16 protein-coding genes and 2 pseudogenes are annotated in these 20,282 nt (G+C 41.0%); 1 reads left to right on the forward strand and 17 read right to left on the reverse strand.

Annotation, left to right across the window (positions count from 1 at the left end):
* Window positions 1-44: 44 nt before the first annotated feature.
* From mltG to STYK_RS07625, 11 genes and pseudogenes are all read right to left on the reverse strand, one after another.
* Window positions 45-1,562, reverse strand: a pseudogene (gene mltG, locus STYK_RS07575) (endolytic transglycosylase MltG); the annotation flags it as partial.
* Between the two features lie 247 nt (window positions 1,563-1,809).
* Window positions 1,810-2,304 (reverse strand): GNAT family N-acetyltransferase, encoded by a 495-nt coding sequence (locus tag STYK_RS07580; RefSeq protein ID WP_049543352.1) that lies wholly within the window; start codon window positions 2,302-2,304, stop codon window positions 1,810-1,812.
* An 8-nt stretch (window positions 2,305-2,312) separates the two neighbouring features.
* On the reverse strand, window positions 2,313-2,768 hold the full coding sequence (locus STYK_RS07585) for a GNAT family N-acetyltransferase (RefSeq protein ID WP_084926697.1): 456 nt from the start codon (window positions 2,766-2,768) through the stop codon (window positions 2,313-2,315).
* A gap of 9 nt (window positions 2,769-2,777) precedes the next feature.
* Window positions 2,778-4,112 carry a UDP-N-acetylmuramate--L-alanine ligase gene (gene murC, locus STYK_RS07590; protein ID WP_125393628.1) on the reverse strand — a complete coding sequence of 445 codons (1,335 nt, stop codon included), beginning with the start codon at window positions 4,110-4,112 and terminating at the stop codon, window positions 2,778-2,780.
* 10 nt (window positions 4,113-4,122) lie between these two features.
* Complete coding sequence (locus STYK_RS07595) at window positions 4,123-4,740, reverse strand: divisome accessory protein ZapJ (RefSeq protein ID WP_261804806.1); 618 nt, start codon at window positions 4,738-4,740, stop codon at window positions 4,123-4,125.
* Window positions 4,741-4,787: 47 nt separating this feature from the next.
* Window positions 4,788-7,886 carry a pilus expression-regulating Snf2 family helicase gene (locus tag STYK_RS07600; RefSeq protein ID WP_261804807.1) on the reverse strand — a complete coding sequence of 1,033 codons (3,099 nt, stop codon included), beginning with the start codon at window positions 7,884-7,886 and terminating at the stop codon, window positions 4,788-4,790.
* Between the two features lie 92 nt (window positions 7,887-7,978).
* A complete protein-coding gene (locus STYK_RS07605; protein ID WP_261804808.1) occupies window positions 7,979-9,145 on the reverse strand; it encodes a MalY/PatB family protein in 1,167 nt (388 codons plus the stop codon).
* A gap of 7 nt (window positions 9,146-9,152) precedes the next feature.
* Window positions 9,153-10,247 carry a cystathionine gamma-synthase gene (locus tag STYK_RS07610; protein WP_261804809.1) on the reverse strand — a complete coding sequence of 365 codons (1,095 nt, stop codon included), beginning with the start codon at window positions 10,245-10,247 and terminating at the stop codon, window positions 9,153-9,155.
* A 164-nt stretch (window positions 10,248-10,411) separates the two neighbouring features.
* Window positions 10,412-10,867, reverse strand: a complete 456-nt coding sequence (locus STYK_RS07615) for a hypothetical protein (protein ID WP_261804810.1) — start codon at window positions 10,865-10,867, stop codon at window positions 10,412-10,414.
* A gap of 314 nt (window positions 10,868-11,181) precedes the next feature.
* A pseudogene (locus tag STYK_RS07620) lies at window positions 11,182-13,141 on the reverse strand (peptide ABC transporter substrate-binding protein).
* Between the two features lie 191 nt (window positions 13,142-13,332).
* Entirely contained in the window at window positions 13,333-14,958 is a 1,626-nt protein-coding gene (locus STYK_RS07625; RefSeq protein ID WP_261804811.1) for a putative polysaccharide biosynthesis protein, read from the reverse strand.
* A 105-nt stretch (window positions 14,959-15,063) separates the two neighbouring features.
* On the opposite strand from STYK_RS07625, the gene STYK_RS07630 reads away from it, so the two are divergent.
* Window positions 15,064-16,509, forward strand: coding sequence for a UDP-N-acetylmuramoyl-L-alanyl-D-glutamate--L-lysine ligase (locus STYK_RS07630; RefSeq protein WP_261804812.1), 1,446 nt, complete (start codon window positions 15,064-15,066; stop codon window positions 16,507-16,509).
* Between the two features lie 47 nt (window positions 16,510-16,556).
* On the opposite strand, the gene STYK_RS07635 is transcribed toward STYK_RS07630, so the two are convergent.
* From STYK_RS07635 to STYK_RS07660, 6 genes are all read right to left on the reverse strand, one after another.
* Window positions 16,557-16,748: a CsbD family protein gene (locus STYK_RS07635; RefSeq protein ID WP_000051182.1), complete on the reverse strand. Its 192-nt coding sequence runs from the start codon at window positions 16,746-16,748 to the stop codon at window positions 16,557-16,559.
* A gap of 101 nt (window positions 16,749-16,849) precedes the next feature.
* Window positions 16,850-17,500, reverse strand: coding sequence for a DUF1803 domain-containing protein (locus STYK_RS07640; RefSeq protein WP_261804813.1), 651 nt, complete (start codon window positions 17,498-17,500; stop codon window positions 16,850-16,852).
* Window positions 17,484-17,996: a YiiX/YebB-like N1pC/P60 family cysteine hydrolase gene (locus tag STYK_RS07645; RefSeq protein ID WP_261804814.1), complete on the reverse strand. Its 513-nt coding sequence runs from the start codon at window positions 17,994-17,996 to the stop codon at window positions 17,484-17,486. The genes STYK_RS07640 and STYK_RS07645 overlap by 17 nt, the downstream gene beginning before the upstream one ends.
* Window positions 17,997-18,082: 86 nt before the next feature.
* Window positions 18,083-19,018 (reverse strand): manganese-dependent inorganic pyrophosphatase, encoded by a 936-nt coding sequence (locus STYK_RS07650; protein ID WP_049534302.1) that lies wholly within the window; start codon window positions 19,016-19,018, stop codon window positions 18,083-18,085.
* A 178-nt stretch (window positions 19,019-19,196) separates the two neighbouring features.
* Window positions 19,197-19,493 (reverse strand): GIY-YIG nuclease family protein, encoded by a 297-nt coding sequence (locus tag STYK_RS07655; RefSeq protein WP_247928026.1) that lies wholly within the window; start codon window positions 19,491-19,493, stop codon window positions 19,197-19,199.
* Window positions 19,483-20,232, reverse strand: coding sequence for a tRNA1(Val) (adenine(37)-N6)-methyltransferase (locus tag STYK_RS07660; RefSeq protein WP_261804815.1), 750 nt, complete (start codon window positions 20,230-20,232; stop codon window positions 19,483-19,485). Before STYK_RS07660 ends, STYK_RS07655 begins: the two co-directional genes overlap by 11 nt.
* Window positions 20,233-20,282 lie beyond the last annotated feature (50 nt).

Consider the following 20,282-nt stretch of genomic DNA (forward strand, 5'->3'; position numbering starts at 1 on the left):
TGATGATATTTTCTAAAGAAAATTATGTGAAGCATCACATAATTTTAGTTTGTTTGGTTTAATTTGCTGTTGACATGTTCAGCAACATTGCGATCGTGGTCTTCTTGATTGTTAGCATAGTAGACCTTGCCATCTGTGACATCTGCTACAAAGTAGAGGTTATCGCTCTTAGTTTGATTGATGCTTGACTCAATCGCATCCAGACTTGGACTATCGACTGGACCAGGCATGAGACCTACATTTTTATAAACATTATAAGGTGAATCAATGTTGGTATCAATCGCAACATCCTCAGCTAGGCTGATATTTTGCCCCAGTTTTCCTTGGGCATACAAGATTGCAATATTACTTTGAAGTGGCATATCACGATTCAAACGATTGTAGAATACACCTGCAATCAACTTACGGTCTTCGGTCTTAGCTCCTTCTTTTTCGACCAAGGAAGCAATGGTCAACAACTCATTGACAGTCAAGTTTTTAGATTTGATCGTACTATAGTAAGGAGATAGGTTCTTATCCATAGCCGCCAACATCTCATCAATCAAGCTTTCAATAGTTGTGCTTTCCTTGATAGAGTAAGTAGCTGGGAAAAGGTATCCTTCCAAACGATAACGCGCACCGCTGTCTTTTGCAGGCAAACTTTCCAATAAAGTAGGATATTTGGCAACTTCTTGACTGATAAAGTTCTCATCTTGAACTTTTGCTAGGAAAGCCTCCGCTGTCAAAGGCTCTTTGAAGTCACCTTGCAATTGACCTACCGCTTGTGCAATTTGATCAATCGTATAACCTTCTGGAATTGTCAAAGTCGCAAGGACAGGTTCTTGTGGTTCATCTGTTCCACCTTTTTGCAACTCTTTGAGTAAGTCTTCTGTACTCATACTCTTTTGCAAATTGTAATATCCAGCCTTCAAATCTGAATAATTTTTATATTTAGCATAAAAAGCAAAAATCACTCCGTGTTTAATCACACCAGAATTTTCAAGTGCTGAGCCAATCTCTTGGACATTGGCTCCTTCTGGGATTTGAACGGTTACATACTTCTTAGAATTAGCGTCAACTGGTAATAAAGATGACTGGACATACTGATAACCGAAGTAACCACCTGCCGAAATCAAGGCAAGGAAAATCAGTAGAGAAATGAAGAAAGCCTTCAAATGTGATTTTTTCTTCTTGACAGGTTTAACAGTCTCACGACGACTACGACTCGGAGTTTCAGAAATGACTTCAACAGCTTCCGTTTCCATAACTGGTTCTGGTTTTGTTACTTCTTTCTGAGGCTCTTTTTTAGCTTCAGTCTTATAAGAAACAGCTACTCTTGTTGGAGTTACGTTGAAATCTTCTTCGACCTTTTGTGGACGATTAGTCTCTGGCCCTGGAACCGGTCTTGATGGACTTGCTTCAACTGGTGAAGCTGGAACATCTTGACTAGGGTGACGAGGAGTAATCGGAGCTTCTACTCTCGATTCATCTGCCGGTGATGCAGGCATATCCTCACTAGGATGTTTTGGAACACGTGGTGCATTCTCCATAATTTTTTCAACAGCTGATAGGGATGCAACCATAACATCTTCATCTGCGAGTTTTGTTTCAGGGACAAATAGAGCTTCTTTTTTCTCTGCAAGTTCAGTGGCCTCTTGGCGAGTCCCTTCATTACGTTTTACTTTTTCTAAATCGCGTAAAATCTGCTCTTTAAAGCTTAATTTTTCGTCTTCTCTTGGCTTTTCACTCAAAAGTTTATCCTCCTCGTTGACAATCCATAATATTATATCTTAAAAACGAAAGAAAAGCAACCTAGCATGCTTTTCTAGCTTATTTTTTAGCTTCCCAGACCATATCATACCAGGTTTCTCCTGCAAAGGTTGACTGGGACTGGCCTTCATTGACAAATCCATGTTTTTCGTAGTAAGTAATGAGATAGTCATGACAGGTTAGGTTAATGCCTTCTCTTTCGTGTTCAAGAGCTAGTTCTTTCAAAGCTGTTAGCAATTTCTGACCTAGTCCTAGTCCCTGTGCCTCCTTGGCAATAGAAAGACAGGTCACAGAGATATAGCCACCAGGCTCATGACTATAATCTTCTATCTCTTCTGTAAAGGATTGGTCTTGCAGATAGCGGTGGGGGCCAACCGGTCCCTCTATATAACCAATAATCTTACCCTCTTTTTCTGCAACCAGAAACGAGGTCTGAATTTCTCGCAAATGCGCCTCGAAAACAGAGCGAGGAATGGCTTCTTCAATCGAGAAATTTTCTAGTTCAATCTCAACAATCCGATCTAAATCTTCTAATCTTGCTTTCCTAATTTCCATTTTGCCTCCTAAAAAAAGAGATTAAACCAAATCATACTAAAACCTTGACTAGCTGCATAAAGCGAATCTGTCTCTTCTTCATCAATAAAACCGTTCATTTCAAAATAGGAAAGCAACTCATCCGGACTCTTCAAACGAATAGCTTTGTAATCCAGCTCAACTGCTACATCTTTCAAAGCCGCAAGAAGAAGCGTTCCCAAGCCCTGTCTCTGATGGTCAGCCTCGATGACTAAAGAATGTATTTCTAGACATTTCGGATTGTGTGGGTAAGGACCACCTAGAACATAGCCTAGAAGCTGATTTTCATCCCTAGCTAGAAGAAAGGTATCCGCAGACTTACGGATACTTTCTTCTAAAATATGGGAAGTAAGGTGCTTTTCAGCTGGAAAAGATGTGGCCTGAAGTGTCTCTATCTCAGCCAAATCAGACTTACTTGCCTGAATAATCTTAATTGGAATTTCCATGGGAAAATCCTATTGAACATTGCTTGTCAAGTTAGACAAGAGACGCTCAAATGAATATTCATAGGTTTGGATATCTCCTGCTCCCATAAAGACATAGACAGCATTGTCATGGTCAAGGAGTGGAGAAACATTTTCAACAGTGATCACTTGATGTTTTTTGTTGATTTTTTTGGCTAGGTCTTCTACCTTAACATCACCATGGTCTACTTCACGAGCAGATCCATAAATTTGCGCTAGGTAAACTGCATCCGCTTGGTTCAAAGCATGGGCAAATTCGTCCAACAAGGCAATGGTTCTTGTAAAGGTATGCGGTTGGAAGACTGCTACAATTTCCTTGCTTGGGTATTTCTGACGAGCCGCATCCAAGGTCGCAATAATTTCTGTTGGATGGTGGGCAAAGTCATCGATAATAACTGTATCATTAACAATTTTCTCAGTGAAACGACGCTTAACACCGGCAAATGTTTTCAAGTGTTCACGCACCAAGTTCAAATCAAATCCTGCTGTGTAAAGAAGACCAATAACGGCTGTCGCATTCATGATATTGTGACGACCAAAGGTTGGAATGTGGAATTGCCCCAAGTCTTGTCCACGGAAATGAACGGTGAAGGTTGAACCAGTTGTTGAACGAAGAAGATCACTAGCGACAAAGTCATTACCTTCTGCTTCAAAACCATAATAATAAATTAGTGCATCAGACGTAATCTTACGCAATTCAGCATCTTCTCCGTAGATAAACAAACCTTTGGTAATTTGTTTAGCATAATCGTTAAAGGCATTGAAAACATCCTCTAGACTTGTGAAATAGTCTGGATGGTCAAAGTCAATGTTGGTAATAATAGAGTATTCTGGGTGGTAAGGCATGAAGTGACGCTCATATTCGTCAGATTCAAAGACAAAATATTTGGCATTGGCTGAACCACGACCTGTCCCGTCTCCAATCAAGAAGCTAGTATCTGTGATATGAGACAAGACATGAGACAACATACCTGTCGTTGAAGTTTTTCCGTGCGCTCCAGCAACTCCCATGCTAACAAAGTCGCGCATAAAGCTACCTAGGAACTCATGGTAACGTTTGTAGCTAATGCCATTTTGGTCCGCATAGGCAATTTCGACATTGTTATCTGGACGAAAGGCATTTCCAGCGATAATTTCCATATCACCGTCTAGATTCTTTTCATCAAAAGGAAGAATGGTAATTCCTGCCTGCTCAAGACCACGTTGAGTAAAGTAGTATTTTTCAACATCTGATCCTTGAACCTTGTGCCCCATTTGGTGCAACATCAAGGCCAAGGCACTCATCCCTGATCCCTTAATTCCGATAAAATGATATGTCTTTGGCATGTTTTCTCCCCTATTCTGTAATTCTGGTCAGATTCAACTCTTGGGCAACCCGACGCTCTTGTTCTTTTTGTTGATTCTTTTTATTGTAGATTTGGCTCTTCTTCAGAAAATCATAGTTGTTTTTCTTTGGGCTTGAAGTTTCTTTTGGCTCAGCTTGAGTCGAAATATTGCTAACTTCTTCCGCCAAAATGTAATGAGACTGAGTCAATTTTTGACTATATTTAACAAATTCACCAGGATTTTCCTTTTGGAAAGGCGCGGTAGGTTGATTGCTCTGTCTATCCAAACGTTGCTGAGAAGGGCGTCTTGTAGGAGTAATATCCTTAGTCAGATAACTTGCTGAGCGTTTCTTTTTCAAGTCCGCACGCGCTTCTTCACGTGCAACCTCCGCATAGCTCTTTCCTTCTTTTTTTACTCCTAAGCCAACCTTCTTAGGTTTCTCTACTGGCTTTTCAAGCGGTTTGACTGGTTTTTCTTCAGTAATAGGGGCCCATTCCAGATAATTCTTATCACAGTATTCTCCCTTGATATTACTGATAAAGTCAGATTCATCGTAGAGGTCCATAACCGGCATCTCAGTCAGCATAACCTCATCATCTGACACCAATGGAAATCGTTCTTCTCTCATTTTCTATTTCCTTTCAACACTTCATTATAGCGTATTGTCTTGATTTTTCAAGTGCTGGCTTCAGAAATTCCCAAAATTTCTCTAATTTCTGCTAGGCTGAGACTGCCACGTGACTCTGTTCCATCCAATACTTGTGACACCAGATGTTTCTTTTGTTCTTGGAGTTCCTGAATTTTTTCTTCAATGGTTCCCCTGGTCACTAAGCGATAAACCTCAACCGTTTCTTCCTGCCCCATCCGATGGGCACGGCCAATGGCTTGCGCTTCCACCGCAGGATTCCACCAAAGGTCAACCAAAATAACCGTATCAGCACCTGTCAGATTCAGACCGACACCACCAGCCTTGAGGGAAATCAGAAAGGCATCTCTTTCCCCTTGGTTAAAGGCTTTGGTCATGTCTTGTCTTTCCTTGGCTGGGGTTGAACCCGTAATTTTAAAGGAAGTTAATCCCAAGTCTGGCAGTTCTTGTTCAATTTTCTCCAACATTCCCTTGAACTGCGAGAAAATCAAGACACGGTGTCCGCCGTCTGCCACCTGTAGTAGCAGATCTCGGAGACTATCCAGTTTGCCACTGGCTCCCTGATAATCTTCCATAAAGAGGGCAGGAGTGTCACAAATTTGACGCAAGCGCATCAGACCAGACAAGATTTCCACACGACTTCGCTGAAATTCCTGATCTGACACTTGAGCAAGACGGTCCCGTATCTGTTGCAACTGGGCTAGGTAAATAGCCTTTTGCTGGTCTTCCAGTTCATTCTTATAAACCACTTCAATCAAGTCTGGCAATTCAGTCAGCACTTCTTCTTTCTTACGTCGCATCACGAAAGGCTTGATAAACTGAGCCACACGTTCAGCTGGCAATTTCATAAATTCTTTCTTGCTTGGCAAAAGTCCTGGCATGACGATTTGGAAAATAGACCACAACTCACCCAGATGGTTTTCAATCGGAGTTCCTGACAAGGCAAAAACTGACGGCACCACAAATTGTCTCAAGGTCTGGGCAATCTTGGTCTGGGCGTTTTTCATGACCTGAGCTTCATCTAAGAAAAGGAAGTCAAAGGCCATCCCCTGATAAAGCTCACTGTCCTGACGGAAGGTAGCATAGCTCGTCACATAGATTTGATGGCTTTCAGCAAGAATCTCTTCACGACTAGCTTTCAAACCATGAACAACAGCCACATCCAACTGTGGGGCAAATTTCTGAAACTCATCTGCCCAGTTGTAAATCAAACCAGATGGAGCTAAAATCAAAACCCGACTTTCTTTTGTCACTTGACTGGTCAAAAAAGCAATGGTCTGCAGGGTTTTACCAAGTCCCATATCATCAGCTAAAATCCCACCAAAACCATAATAATGGAGCATTTGCAACCAACGAATTCCCTTTTCCTGATAATCTCGCAAGTCAGCCTGAACCTGAGTTGCTTGCAAAGGAAAGTCCTCTGGATGCGTCAAATCGTGGGCCAAATTCTGGAATTCTTGTGAAAAAGAAACACGGTCACGCCCTTCAAAGAGATGAGCTAAACTATAAGCCAAGGATTTTCGAGTCTGCAAGGCACCATCTTTTAATTCAAACTGCCCCAGTTCCTGTAGATTTTGGCGAATTTTCTTGGTTTCTTCATCGAAAAAGTAGACTTGATTAGACGAATCAATGTAAAAATCTTGATTGGCAACCAAGGCCTGCATGGCTTGGTCAATTTCCTCCTGGGCAATATCTTGAAAATCAAATTGGATTTCCAAGAGGCCTCCCTTGGAAGCAATCTGTACTTGAGGGCTTGCTAGATTATAGAGTTCTTCTAACTTGTCTGATAAATCAACATTTCCGAGTTTTTCAAAGACTGGAATGATTTCATGGAAGAAATGATAAACAGACTCTGCTTTTAAGGCCTGACGCCAAGATTGAAAATCTGCTTCAAAACCAGCTGCCAAACAGACTTGGAAAACTCTTTCTTCTAAGTCAGCATCACTCGAAAAAGGTAATTCTTCTAGCTCTTGTCGGCTAGATACCTGTCTATTTCCATAATCAAACTGAATCTCTAAACGAATCCGATTGTCCTCTTCCCTGTCAAAGTAAAAAGAGGGTGCAAAAGTTTTGACTTGTAGACGTTCTGGAGCTGAAACGGTGCCCATCTGACTAAAGAGAGTCAGACAGGAGGCCAACTTATCTCGGTCACTACTATCAAATTGCAGGTATTTCTTTCCTTGTTGATCCAAAGGCAGCGCTTTGATTTCCTTGAGAAGACGCATCTGCTGGTCTGTTAGAAAATAAACCTGACCTTTATGGAAAAGCACAGCTCCCTGATAAAAGACATTGACCCTTGGCTTCTCACTGATTTCCATTTCAAAATAATCCGAGTATTCTGTTACTGTAAAGGCAAAGAGATTGGCATCAGCATGCATATCCTGAAAAAGCAGAGCCTGGTAGCTATCCACTTGATGGTCAAATTGAAAATGGGGCAAGGCCATCAGTAAATTCACACCCTGCTCAAAAAAGGTCAGAGGAAAAAAGAGGTGCCGACCTTGGTTTTGGAAAAAAAGGTCTGGAGCCTGTCCTTCCTCCATCAGTCCGCGCAAGAAAGTCAGAAGTTCTTGGCTGGCTTCATCAAAGGCTTCCAAAGACATAGACTCCTCATAAGTTTTTCCAATCATATAAGGTTTTCTCTGCTCGACAACTCTTAAAAAGAGCGGAATATCCCGAATAACGTAGTATTTTTGGCTATTGATTTGCCCGATTCTCAAGGTCCACAAGATATGATTGGTTCCTGCTTCCACCTGACCCACTGCGGATAATTCATAAGCTCGGTCTGATTTTGGAGATAAGATTCGGTCCAAAAATTTACCACCCAAGGTCACCTTAGTTTCAACGGCCTCTTTTTCTTCATGACCTTCTTCCAGACTTTGCAAGATTTCCTGACCACGCTCATCATTTTTCAGAAAATGCTCCAGCGCTGCCAAATGCACACAGTAGCACCTCTTTTGGAAAAAATCGCAGGCACAAAAAACCAAATCATCCTCTAAACTATAGCGCAGTTCTTCTTCTGCAACGCGAGCGTAGAGCCGATTGTTCTTTTCCTTGATAATGTCAACCTTACCAGTTTCATAAAGGGCAACGCCTTCGATACGGACTTTCCCCGGAATCAATTTAGCCATATTTTTACCTTTACCTTATCTTTTTATTATACCATATTTTCGCCTATGAAAATAGCCTTCTAGGATGACTTTTCTCCTAGAAGGCTGGATTTTTAACGTTTGGCAAAAGTCGTCACAATCCGCTGACAAACTTCTTGCAGCAGGGATTTAGGCATGGCTACATTGAGGCGGGCATGAAGACTTCCTTCATCCCCATAATCCAAACCAGGATTGAGGATAACCTTGGCTTCATTTCTCAAAAGCTCTTGTAATGTTTCATCAGTCAGGTCATAGGCTGAAAAATCAAGCCAAATCAAGTAGGTTCCTTGCGGCTTCATGACCTTGATTTTAGTCTCTTTTCCAAATAAATCCACCACATAATTAATATGGTCTTCAAAGACTTGCTTGAGTTCCTCTAACCAATCCTTCCCATATCGATAGGCAGCTTCTGTCGCCAAATAACCCAAACCTGAAATTTCATGCTGGTTATTGGCCAACTGGCGTTTCTGGTAAGCCACTCGCAACTTAGGATTTTCAATAACTGCATAGGAATTTTTTGTCCCAGCGATGTTAAAGGTTTTAGTGGCACTACTCAAGACGATAGCAAATTCTTTAAAGTCAGGGTTGACAGTATTGAAAGACTGGTGTTTGTGACCAAAGAGGGCCAAATCTTGGTGAATCTCATCTGAAACCAAGAAAACACCGTGTTTTTGGCAGAGTTGGCCAATCTTCTCCAACACTTCCTTTTCCCAAACACGTCCACCAGGATTGTGAGGGTTACAAAGAATATAGAGTTTGACCTCCTCTTCCACCAAATCCTTTTCAAGTCGGTCAAAGTCAATCTCAAACAGACCATCCTTTTCCACCAAAGAATTGGTAATCAATCTACGATTGTTCAACTTGACACTGCGGGCAAAGGGGGGGTAGACAGGCGTGTTAATCAAAACTGCCTCGCCTTCTTTTGTAAAGGCTTGAATAGCTGTTGAGATGGCTGGTACCACACCCTCGATAAAGACAAGAGCCTCTTTGTCAAAGTGGTAACCGTGTTGTGTGGCTTCCCACTTTTGAACTTCCTTAATTAACTCTTCACTGGCATAGGTATAGCCATAAACCAGTTGATCAGCGTAAGTTTGCACGGCTTGGCGGATTTCAGGCAAGACTACAAAGTCCATATCCGCTATCCAAGCTGGTAGGACTTCACTATCCGTTTCTGCTTCTTTCCATTTATAGGTATGGTGCCCTAAACGATTGGGCAGGCTTGTAAAATCATATTTTCCCATCTTTGTCTTATCCTTCCAAGGCTTGGCGCAAATCTGCAATCAAATCTCTAGCATCCTCAATCCCAATAGACAAACGCAAAAGATCATCTGTCAAACCATAAGAATGGCGCACTTCTGCTGGAATATCAGCGTGAGTTTGTGTCGTTGGATAAGTAATGAGACTTTCTACCCCACCTAAACTTTCCGCAAAAGAGAAGACCTTGAGACTGTTCAAAACATGAGGAATGCGTGTTTCATCCGCTACTTTAAAGGAAATCATGCCTCCACGACCAGTGTAGAGAACTTCCTTAACTGCTGGAGAATCCTTCAAAAAGGCAACCACTTCTTGGGCGTTAGCTGTTGAGCGCTCCATACGAAGAGACAAGGTCTTGAGACCACGAATCAATTGATAACTGTCAAATGGTGACAAGACTGCCCCTGTCGTATTGAGATTGTAGAAAAGCTTCTCGTATAGTTCTAAACTATTGGTCACAACCACTCCAGCCAAGACATCATTGTGGCCTGCTAGAAACTTGGTTGCTGAATGGAGAACGATATCTGCTCCATCTTCAATCGGACGTTGGTAGATAGGGCTGTAGAAGGTATTGTCCACCACCACTTTGGCACCCTTAGCATGAGCTAATTTTGCTAGTTTTTCTATATCAAATTCCAACATCAAGGGATTGGTTGGTGTTTCGATATAGAGAACATCCACGTCCTTTTCTAACTCGGCAATCAACTCTTCTTCTGTATTGGCATAGGTAAAATGGAAACGGCCTTCCTGCTCCACTTGATTGAACCAGCGGAAAGAACCACCGTAAAGGTCACGGACAGCCAAGACCTTACTTCCTACTGGGAAGATACTAAAGGCCAGTACAATAGCTGACATCCCTGAGCTAGTCGCTAGGGCATAGTCTGCGGACTCAATAGCCGCCAAGACTTCTTCTGCCTTACTGCGAGTTGGGTTTTTTGTACGCGTATAGTCAAATCCAGTAGATTGACCAAACTCTGGATGCTGATAAGTCGTTGAAAAATGAAGCGGTGTCACCAATGCACCTGTCGCTTCATCTGACTTAATACCCGCCTGGGCCAAAATTGTGTTAATGTGTAATTCCTTGCTCATACAATTCCTCCAAATCTATAGTAACTATTGTACCACTTATTTTCATCAACTCATTTTCTTCTTTTCAAGAGCTAGCTATAGTTTCAAACTATAGACTTATCGAGTAAAGCTAAAAAGAATCCAGAAAAGCTTCCAGATTCTTTTGTGAAAATGATTGCTGGGGCTTACTTAGACTGAAAGAAATCCTGTTGGGATAAATAGTCATAATGGTCTTTGTTAAATTGATATTGGCCCACATGCTGACTAATCTGACCGACATCCACGGAAAAAATATAGGCTTCATTTTGATAGTTCCAGTTCAGCCTAACTGTATTCAAGACTGTCTTATAAGTAAAATCTTTGACTTGATTCCAGGGCATCTCTACGACGTGATTAGAACGATTTTCTGTTACATCACTGATGTCCATCAAGTAGATTCCCTTAGGTGTGAATGCCAGAGTCTTAGGCTTCACACTCGACTGAACATAGTAGGCTCCTCCTATAATGAAAAAATCAATAAAGGATTTCAGCCATGTCTTTTTCTTAAAAGCCATCAGAAAATTCCTTTGTCCTTCAATGTGGCAAGTTGAGAGAAATGATTCAATCTGTTTTTCTGTTGCAAACTCCATAATAGCGCCCATGATGTTACCTCCATAACGATTAGTAAACAGGCAGATAAGAACTCTTCACATAAAGAAGAACTTATCATTTGTTGCATTTTATCTTATTTTTTTAGTAGACAGCATCCCTCCTATAACATTACCCTAGCATGTGCATACTTCCATTAACGCTGGAAGAAACTTTCGAAAATAGTTTCTCACGTTTTTGTTATATTCATTATAACATAAATTTAATAAACCAATTAAAAAATGTAAGCACTTTTCTTCCAAATTCGCCATCATTCTATTAAAAAACGACAGTTTCCTTCGAAACCATCGTTTTTCTTGAAAAATCCTTATTTGACATGTTTTGCCAATTCTTCTTGAGCTTTTTTATTGGATTCTTCTTTTTCTTTCAGCCATTTTTCTTTAGCTTTTTCATATTCGTCTTTTGTGACTGTCTTATCTTGTACTTTGAGGTATTTATAGGATTCAACCCCTTTATTACCCGCCAATGAGAATGGGCTAGAGAAAGGAACTGTTTTTCTCAATGTTGGTGTTCCGCCTAGTGAAACATTTGGAATTGCTAGAGAGCTATCTACCAACCAAGCTTGGGCATCCGCATATTTTTCATAACGTTTAGCCGGATCTTGCTCCTTATTAGCTTCTTCCAACATTTGAGTGTAGACATCTAGTCCAACAGCCTTGGCTTTGTCATTGGCTTCACCCGGCTCTAAACCTAGATTTTGCAACACTCCACCGGAATTAATATTAAAAATATCAAGGTAGCTTGATGGATCTTGATAGTCTGGAGTCCAGCCACCGTTGTATAGATCGTAATCCTTCTGAGCTGCAGTCTGAGCCAAATAGCTTGTATTATCAAAATCTTCAGTAGAAAGTTGTTGAATATCAATTACAACATTTTCTGCACCTAAGGCTGCTTCAATAGATTGCTTCATAGAATTTGCCTCTTGGACACCCTTTTTAGCAGCTTGGTCAACTGTCATGTCCAAGTGGATAGGGAATTGGACTCCTTTAGCTTGGAGTTCTTTCTTAGCTTCAGCAAATTTAGCCTTGGCTTTTTCAGCATTGTAGTATGGATCCTGGGCATCCGCAAAGTTGATTCCTTGCCATTCCTTACCGTAGTTAACCATTTTAGACGCAACTACTTCACCAAAGTCTTTTCCATTGATACTTACGAAGTTTGGAGGAACGACCAGGTTACGTAAAATCTTAGTTGCACCATCCTCTCCTTGAGATTGAGCCCCGTACGCTGTACGGTCATAGGCAAAGTTAATGGCTTGACGGAAGTTTTTATTAAGAACCGCTTCCTGAGTCGATTTCTTTTCAGCATCACTTGTCTTGGAAGTGAATTTATAAGATTTTCTATCTAGGTTAAAGTTTAAGAAGTAAGAAGTAGCATCTTGTAAACTATAAATGATATTGTCCTTATTCTTTTCTTTAACCCCTTCAAAGCTTGCACTATTTGGATAAAGACGAGCATAACTATATGCTCCCTCAACAAAGTTACGAGCTAGTGCATCTTGGTCACTACCATCATAATAAGCCAATTTGACATCATCTACAAAGACATTTTTAGCATCCCAGTAGTTCGGATTTTTCTTGAATTCAATGACAGATTTTGAAACAAAGGATTTCATCAAGAAAGGTCCATTGTACAAAATACTAGATGGATCTACCTTGCCAAAATCATCCCCTTTTGATTTCAAGAAATCAGCGTTAACTGGGAAGAGAATGGTTGAAGTTGTTTTTTGAGTTCCAATAAGATTCTGGTCGTGTCAAGGTATATTGTACAGTTTGGTCATCAAGAGCCTTAACTCCGACAGTTGAAAAGTCGCTTGTTTTACCATTAATGTAATCATCCAAACCTGCAACGGATTCTTGAACTAAGTACAAGGCTTCTGATTTTTTATCAGCCGCATATTTCAAACCAGTTACAAAATCTTGGGCAGTTACAGGGGCATATTCTTCTCCATCTGCAGTATACCATTTAGCATCTTTACGCAATTTGTAGGTATAGGTCAAGCCGTCTTGTGAAACACTCCAATCCTCTGCCAAGGATGGGATATAGTTCCCATACTGGTCATTTTCCATAAGACCATCTACTAGATTGGTCACAATATCATTGGTTGTTGCACGGTTTTCTGCTAGATAATTCAAACTAGACGGATCACTAGTATAAACATAGTTGTATGTTTTTGACGCTGTACTAGAATTTCCACAGGCACTTAACAAAATACCTGCACTTAACACGACACCTGCAAGCGCCGCATACTTGGCCTTAGACTTTTTCATCTCCAGAACCTCCTGATTTAAATATTTGTCTTATTATACAATTCATGTTTTATTTAGTCAATAGATTTTTTAAAAAAATTAATAATTCCATCTACAAACTATAGAAATTATTCTACAAAATAATAAAAAAGAGAATAATTCAAGCATTTCATGATAGAAATGTTTAAATTATCCCTTTTATTTATAAAAAATTATTGAGAAATTCTTAATTTTGCTCGTAGGCGATCTGCTTGGGCTTTTCCAATCACCTTATCCAACAAACGGGTACGGAGACTCATAACTCCATAAACACCTCCACCCATGGCACCGACAAGGGCTACATAAAGGAAGCTCCACAAACGCCCACTTGGTTGGAATACAAATCCAAGTATCCACTGTATGGCACCTACGCCAATAAACATAACAAGCGTTAACAAACTGATTAAAATGGTTCGCTTCAAAATCACCTTGCGCTTGACACCAGTTACCTTGCAAATGTCCCGATACATCAAAACATTAGGAATAATGAGACCGATGGTTGTTGAAATCAAAGGCCCGTAACTGTGAAAGAGAGCAATGGTTGGAAGTTGCAAAACCAGCTTGGCAATGGAACCATAGATAAAATAGAGAACTGCCTTGCGGTTGCGGAACATGGCTTGAAGCATTGGAGACAAGACCATGTACAAGCCTAAAATAGTAGACTGTAAAACTGCAAAGACAAACAAGCCCATAGCCAAACTATCTGGCTTGCCATAGAAGACAGTATAGAGAGGTTCTCCTACCATGACCACTCCAACCGTTGCTGGTAGCAAGAATAAGAAAAGCATAGTGATGCTGTCCTGAACTAGACGAGAAGCCGCCTTCAAGTCCCCCTTAACATAGTTTTCAGTCAACAATGGCAATCCTACACTCCCAATCGAAACCCCAACAGAAATCAAAATCATAGTGATTTTATTAGGATTGGCAGAGAAATAAGAAAACATGACAACTAAGTCTTCTTTACTATAGTTGGTAAACCACTTCATGCTATTGATAAAGGTATTTTGGTCCAAAATCTGGAAAAGCTGGATAGCAGACCCTGTCAGGATAAAAGGAATGGCTTCCTTAATGGTGTCGACCAAAAGACGCTTGCTGTTTATCTTATCTCCTGTTTCAAGGACTCTTTTAAGTAATCCTTCTTTGGCAAGGAAATAGATCAAAACTGCAAAACTAGCTACCATGCCGACAAAGGCAGCAAAGGTGGATTGGGTAACCGCTGCTAGATAATCTCCTGAGCCCATTTTCATAATCATAAAGGTAGCTAAGAGCATCCAGATAACGCGAATGACCTGCTCAGCGATTTGGCTCATGGCATAAGGTTTCAGGTTATTCATCCCTTGGAAGAAGCCTCGGATAACACTCATAGATGGGAAAATCAAGACCGCCCAAGCCAAACTCTGCATGATTGGGATCAAGTCTTTCCCTACACCCGACAAGTCTGCTAGCCAAGGAGCAAAGACATACAAGACCAAAGCAAAGACCAGACCTAGTCCTGTCATAAAGCCTAAAAAGCTCCGAATCAAGGCAAAGCTATGCTCTTCTTCTCGCATGGTATTGTACTTGGCCACTTGCTTGGCAACCGCAACTGGAATACCCGCTGTTGAAATCAGCAAGAACCAGGCATAGATATTGTAGCCCATAGTAAAGAGACCATTTGCTGTAGCCGCATAAGAGCCCATCCAGATATACCAGGGGATAATATAAATAGCCCCGAGCAGGCGACTGATAAAGTTACTAGCCGTTAGCCAAGCAGTCCCCCGTAACATCTGGGCCTGCTGGTGATTGTTTTCGTTAGACATAGATTCCTCATTTAATTTTAATCACTAGGAAAAATTCCTCATCTTCCATTATAAACTTTTCCTTGTCACTTGTAAATTTACGACTTTCGGTTTACAATAGAAAGTATGATTAAGATTGAAACCGTATTAGATATTTTAAAGAAAGATGGTCTCTTCCGTGAGATTATCGACCAAGGACATTATCACTACAACTACAGCCATGTCGTATTTGACACCATCTGCTATGATAGTCGCAAGGCCAAAGAGAAGAGCCTCTTTTTCGTCAAGGGTGCTGCCTTTAAGAAGGAATTCCTGATTTCTGCCATCTCTCAAGGCCTCGGTTGGTATGTGGCTGAAAAAGATTATGAGGTTGGTATTCCTGCTATTATCGTCAGCGATATCAAGAAAGCCATGAGTTTGATTGCTATGGAATTTTATGGAAATCCACAGAACAAACTCAAACTCCTTGCCTTCACTGGAACCAAGGGTAAGACAACAGCAGCCTATTTTGCCTACAACATTTTATCTCAAGGACATCGACCGGCCATGCTCTCGACTATGAACACAACTCTAGATGGCAAGACTTTCTTCAAGTCTGCATTGACAACTCCTGAGAGTATTGACCTATTTGATATGATGAATCAAGCTGTGCAAAATGACCGTACCCACCTCATCATGGAAGTCTCCAGTCAGGCCTATCTGGTCAAACGTGTCTATGGTCTAACCTTTGATGTGGGAGTTTTCCTCAATATCAGCCCCGACCATATCGGCCCGATTGAACACCCTAGCTTTGAAGACTACTTCTACCACAAGCGTCTCTTGATGAAAAATAGCCGAGCAGTCATCATTAACAGTGACATGGACCACTTCTCTGTACTAAAAGAACAAGTCGCAGATCAAGACCATGATTTCTACGGTAGCCAGTCTGATAACCAAATCGAGAATTCCAAAGCCTTTAGCTTTTCAGCTAGAGGTAAACTCGCTGGAGATTATGATATTCAACTCATTGGACACTTCAACCAAGAAAATGCCGTTGCTGCTGGACTTGCTTGCCTCCGTCTCGGAGCTAGTCTTGAGGACATCAAAAAAGGAATCGCTGCAACCCGTGTTCCTGGTCGTATGGAAGTCCTCACTCAGAAAAATGGAGCAAAGGTTTTTATCGACTATGCACACAATGGTGACAGTCTCAAAAAACTAATCAATGTTGTAGAAACTCATCAAACTGGAAAGATTGCTCTGGTGTTAGGTTCGACAGGGAATAAGGGAGAAAGCCGTCGTAAGGACTTTGGCCTCCTCCTTAATCAACACCCTGAGATTCAAGTCTTTCTGACTGCTGATGACCCCAACTATGAAGACCCAATGGCCATTGCAGATGAAATTAGTAGCTATATCAATCATCCTGTTGAAAAAATTGCGGATCGCCAAGAAGCCATCAAGGCAGCTATGGCTATCACAAATCACGAATTAGATGCTGTCATTATCGCCGGTAAGGGAGCCGATTGCTACCAAATCGTCCAAGGCAAGAAAGAAGCCTATCCAGGAGATGCAGCCGTCGCAGAAAATTATTTATAAGATAGTAAAAAAATCAAGGGAAATGAAACCCTTGATTTTTTCTATTTTTATTTAAAAGCGTTTTTCAAACCTTCAACGGCACCTTCTACAGCACCTTTAGCATCTTCAACTACTTCTTTTGCCTTAGCAACTGTCTTTTCTACAGCGCCTTCTGCTTCAGTCTTGCCATCTCCAGTAACTTTACCAAATCCTTCTTTGATAGCGCCTGTTGCTTGTTCCAATTTGTTTTCAAGTGACATATGATTGTCTCCTTTAATTTTATTCCGATATGTGTTACCGGTTACATATAGTTTATACCGAATACTAAGGAAAGTCAAATAATGTGCTCAGAAACAAGAAATCAGTCCAAGTATAAAGTTAATCTTTCCTTATCCAAATCGATAGCCAACTCATACTTTCCATCTTCATTTTGGACAATATAACCTAGGACAACTAAACTGTCCACAAAGATATCACGGCGTTTCTGCATAAGCTGGTCTTTTTTGAGAAATTTCAACAAAAAAGTCGTCATATATTTGAGAGCATACTCAGGATTGACATCTCCCAAAATGTCATAGAGATCCTGCTGTTTTTCTGTCAAAGGATACTGATGTTTGACCTTGTAGAAATAATTGGAAAGGGTCATTTTTGTTCTCGCAAAGTCTGTCTTTTCAACTAAAATAGCAGCATTGGTTTGATTGCGCAATTCCGTCTCAAAACTCTGCTCTAACAAGGTTTGATAGACCGGACTATCTTCGCTGACAAAAATCTCTTGATCCAGTTCGAGACTATCGAGTGATTCAAGCATAGGAAGATTAAGGTAATAACGCTTATTTTCCCGACGAATCAAGCCAGCCTTTATATACTCTTCCATGAGTTTGTCAACTGCTACATCTGGAAACTTGGCCTTAATTTCCCGTAGAATCACATCATCATGCTGATCCAGATAGCGGATCAATTCTCTAAAAAATGGCTGTCTCGTCAAACGAGATGGATTAAAAATCTGAATCATGAAGATTCCTTTCTTTACTTTCTAACAGAGGCGATGCTGCCAATTGATTGGGATTGGTACCGGGCTGGTTCAGAGGAACGGGCAAACCTAGTTCTCTATAATACTCTCTCCAAAAATCACTAATCTCCTGCTCCCCATCTCCAAATTTCATAGGTATGGTCTCAAAAATCGGTAGGATTTCTGCCATGTACTGGGAACAGTAAAAACCTTCTCCATCTGGATAGAAAGAAGCATTATAAGGAGCTCCCAGATGTTTGCTAGCTTTTTCCTTCACAGACTGGATATCCATTTCTGGGTAAACATAGAGGTCGTAAAAATGATTGGACTCAAAGAAGTCTGCCGGTTCTTGACAGACAACACCAGCCTGTCCACTAGCGTGGTAAATCATCCCATCCAAATAAATCGCAACATGGTTATAGTTGCCTGTGGAAGTCTGGATGGCCTGTCCCATATCTGACTCATCTCTCACAAAAATCAAATCGCCATTTTCTAACATGCTTCACTCCTAGAAAAAAAGGAGCCGAAACTCCTTTCGATATAAGGCAAACTAGCCTGTTCTAATTTGAATTAACACTCAAAATCTTAAGCATTAAAGCTTTCAGTCAATTGAGGTACCACTTGTTTCTTACGTGAAACAGCACCAGCAAGGAAAGCATGGTTGTTTTCAAGTTTGAAGTTGAAAGCCGCTTCGACCTTATCCATATTGGCACCAAGAGCCAAGATTTCTGAGTTTGAGTTGACGATATCTGTAATCATCAAGACAAAGTCAGAGTAGCCGTTTGCTGTGTTGGCAGCTTGCATTGCCGCTTCAATTTCTGCTTGGCGTTCCAAAACTTCAGCGATATCAACTGTGTTTACTTGAGCAACACGGACATTATTTCCGTTCAATTCAAAAGTTTTAGCATCGATGTCAATCAATTCGTCAGCAGATTTGCTAGCCAAGTTTGTACCAGCTTTCAACATAGCTAAACCATATTCTTCCAAGTTAACACCAGCCAATTCAGCCAATTCAGGAGCAATGACTGTATCTGTTGGGTGTGTTGTTGGTGATTTCAAAAGAAGGGTATCTGAAATCAAACCTGAAAGCATCAAACCAGCAATCTCTTTAGGCACAGCCACACCATGTTCTTTGAACATACGATAAACGATTGAAGACGCTGAACCAACTGGCTCCAAACGCATGTAGAGTGGGCTTGCAGTTTCAAAGTTAGCCACACGGTGGTGGTCTACAACACCATAAACTTCTACTTCAGCGATATCTGATACAGATTGTTGGAATTCATTGTGGTCAGTCAGGATAACTTGCTCTGCGCCTTCAGCTTTAGCAGAAGTGATAACACGCGGTGCTTCCACACCAAAATAGTTCAAGACAAAGGCTGTTTCTTCATTTGGAGTTCCAAGGGCAACAGCTTCCGTATCCAAACCGTAAGCTTCTTTTGCAAGGTAGGCAAAGGCTACAGATGACCCGATGGCATCTGAGTCTGGATTTTGGTGACCAAATACTAGAATCTTAGACATGATAATACCTCATTTTGTTTATTCTCTTTATTGTAGCATTTTTTTCGATTTTTGACAAAAGTAAGAGGAGTCAAAGGGCTCCTCACGATTCTTCAAAATAACTGATACTCTTCGAAAATCTCTTCAAACCACGTCAGCTTCGCCTTGCCGTACTCAAGTACTGTCTACGGCTAGCTTCCTAGTTTGCTCCTTGATTTTCATTGAGTATGAGTAAATTTCTATCTTGATTTTCAGATAAAAATCTTTCCTTCTGTGGCCTCTTCTTACGCTTGAGAAGGGCTTCTGCCGACATGGCTTCTTCCTTACTGGAAAAACCTTGAGCATAGATGAGTTTGACTGGCAAGCGTGCTCGTGTGTATTTGGCTCCCTTCCCACTATTGTGGACAGCGAGGCGTCTTCTCACATCAGTCGTATAGCCTGTATAGTAAGATCCATCACGACACTCCAGCACGTACATATAAGCCTTATGATCCATAGTAAATCTCTTCAAGTTCAGGCGTATAAGAGCCATCATCATTGTGAACAATTAGAGGTGGTAAGACCTTAAAGCCGCTTGTTGAACCATCCTTGATAGCCTCAATCAAAAGCATATTGGCTTCCTTTTCTCTTTTTGGATAAACAAACTGCAGGCGCTTAGGAGCTAGATTATGCCGTTGTAAGCTGTCCAAGATATCTAAAAGTCGATCAGGACGATGAACCATGGCCAAGCGTCCATTAGATTTGAGAATACTCTGGGCACTACGACAGATTTCCTGCAAATTGGTCGTGATTTCGTGGCAAGCCAAGAGATAATGTTCACTCTCGTTCAGATTAGAATGAGGATCCACCTTGAAATAGGGTGGATTACACAAAATCATATCCACCTTACTTCCCTGAATGTAAACAGGCATATTTTTCAAGTCATCACAGATGACCTCCATCTGCTCTTCCAAACCATTCAAACGGACAGAGCGCTCAGCCATATCCGCCAAACGCTCCTGAATCTCAACAGCCAAAATCTGTGCTTGGGTACGAGTGCTGGCAAAAAGACCTACTGCTCCATTTCCAGCACAGAAATCCACTATCAAGCCCTTCTTAGGGAAACGTGGAAAACGTGACAAGAGAACACTATCCACTGAATAGCTGAAAACCTCTCTATTTTGAATGATTTTGATATCTGTCGAAAAGAGCTGGTTAATGCGCTCCCCTGATTTTAATAATTGTTCTTCTTCCATAGTCCTATTATAACAAATTTATATTAACATTACAAAAGATAGAAATTTCT

Source organism: Streptococcus toyakuensis (assembly GCF_024346585.1).
GTDB classification, from domain to species: domain Bacteria; phylum Bacillota; class Bacilli; order Lactobacillales; family Streptococcaceae; genus Streptococcus; species Streptococcus toyakuensis.

Coding starts and splice junctions, on each gene's coding strand:
- STYK_RS07580 (WP_049543352.1), bottom strand. CDS start 2,304: ATGGAAATTAGGAAAGCAAGATTAGAAGATTTAGATCGGATTGTTGAG.
- STYK_RS07585 (WP_084926697.1), bottom strand. CDS start 2,768: ATGGAAATTCCAATTAAGATTATTCAGGCAAGTAAGTCTGATTTGGCT.
- murC (WP_125393628.1), bottom strand. CDS start 4,112: ATGCCAAAGACATATCATTTTATCGGAATTAAGGGATCAGGGATGAGT.
- STYK_RS07595 (WP_261804806.1), bottom strand. CDS start 4,740: ATGAGAGAAGAACGATTTCCATTGGTGTCAGATGATGAGGTTATGCTG.
- STYK_RS07600 (WP_261804807.1), bottom strand. CDS start 7,886: ATGGCTAAATTGATTCCGGGGAAAGTCCGTATCGAAGGCGTTGCCCTT.
- STYK_RS07605 (WP_261804808.1), bottom strand. CDS start 9,145: ATGGGAAAATATGATTTTACAAGCCTGCCCAATCGTTTAGGGCACCAT.
- STYK_RS07610 (WP_261804809.1), bottom strand. CDS start 10,247: ATGAGCAAGGAATTACACATTAACACAATTTTGGCCCAGGCGGGTATT.
- STYK_RS07615 (WP_261804810.1), bottom strand. CDS start 10,867: ATGGGCGCTATTATGGAGTTTGCAACAGAAAAACAGATTGAATCATTT.
- STYK_RS07625 (WP_261804811.1), bottom strand. CDS start 14,958: ATGTCTAACGAAAACAATCACCAGCAGGCCCAGATGTTACGGGGGACT.
- STYK_RS07630 (WP_261804812.1), top strand. CDS start 15,064: ATGATTAAGATTGAAACCGTATTAGATATTTTAAAGAAAGATGGTCTC.
- STYK_RS07635 (WP_000051182.1), bottom strand. CDS start 16,748: ATGTCACTTGAAAACAAATTGGAACAAGCAACAGGCGCTATCAAAGAA.
- STYK_RS07640 (WP_261804813.1), bottom strand. CDS start 17,500: ATGATTCAGATTTTTAATCCATCTCGTTTGACGAGACAGCCATTTTTT.
- STYK_RS07645 (WP_261804814.1), bottom strand. CDS start 17,996: ATGTTAGAAAATGGCGATTTGATTTTTGTGAGAGATGAGTCAGATATG.
- STYK_RS07650 (WP_049534302.1), bottom strand. CDS start 19,018: ATGTCTAAGATTCTAGTATTTGGTCACCAAAATCCAGACTCAGATGCC.
- STYK_RS07655 (WP_247928026.1), bottom strand. CDS start 19,493: ATGGATCATAAGGCTTATATGTACGTGCTGGAGTGTCGTGATGGATCT.
- STYK_RS07660 (WP_261804815.1), bottom strand. CDS start 20,232: ATGGAAGAAGAACAATTATTAAAATCAGGGGAGCGCATTAACCAGCTC.